This window comes from Bradyrhizobium sp. Ses1 (assembly GCF_059512365.1).
Genome location: NZ_JCAMOQ010000185.1, coordinates 1 through 818, shown reverse-complemented (window position 1 = coordinate 818; position 818 = coordinate 1). Strand labels below are relative to the sequence as shown.

1 protein-coding gene and 1 pseudogene are annotated in these 818 nt (G+C 56.1%); both read right to left on the bottom strand.

All coding sequences use genetic code 11. The annotated features are described in order from the left end of the window. Positions 1-476, bottom strand: a 476-nt coding sequence (locus tag AC5ZG5_RS46280) for an MCP four helix bundle domain-containing protein (protein ID WP_496165579.1), incomplete at its 3' end; no start/stop codon positions are given. Then, positions 460-818 (bottom strand): annotated as a pseudogene (locus AC5ZG5_RS46275) (ABC transporter substrate-binding protein); the annotation flags it as partial. The gene AC5ZG5_RS46280 and the pseudogene AC5ZG5_RS46275, both read right to left, overlap by 17 nt.

Sequence of the window (818 nt, the reverse complement as noted above, 5' to 3'; positions counted from 1 at the left end):
ATGTTTGAAACGACGGCTATGAAGCGCGCATATTCTTCGCGCACTTGGTTGAGCAACGCCACCTCGTCCTTTGCGACGAACGAGACGCGATCAAGGTCATACCCAAACTGATTGACCTGCCGCAGCACAACTGCCAACGTCGTTTCATTTGGAAAGGCGAGCGCTGTCGACACGCCATAAAGCTGCCGGAGCGTATTGTGCTGCATCTGCCGATATGCCTCGATCTTCTGCTGCAGACCAACGACTTGGTTCGCCCGCTGATCCGCCTCGCGCAGCGAGAGGAGTCCGATTACCCCAACCGAGACCAAGAAGACCTCGATGGCGAAGAACGCCATCAGCAATTTTGTGCGCAATGAGGGTCGTAGTGCAAAACCGAGAAGAACGTCGTTTATCGACGCGCCATCTCCACTTCCTCGCAATCTTGCAGGGAGTGGACGCTGGCCAAGGAACGACGCCGAATCAGCTTCCAAGTTCACGACGAACCTCTTTGAGAAACCGCCAGTCGGCTGCATCCGCGATAATTTTGGCTGGATTCGATTTCAGCATCTTCGCTTCGCGCAGACGAAGCGCGTAAAAGCGGATAGTGTCCTCGGGATCGTATTCGCGCCAGCGGTTGTACGGCACATCCGCAAGCGTCTGAGCCGCATAGTCCTGACGAGGCGTGAACCCCCCGTCCACCATCCGCCGCGCAACAAGGGCTGGCGAGCTGACGCACAAATCCGTAGCTCGGAGCATGGCGCGAACTACACGTTTGGTTGCAATGGGATTCTTCCGGACGAATTCACGAGTCCCCGCCAACATGCAGCAATAATATTGTG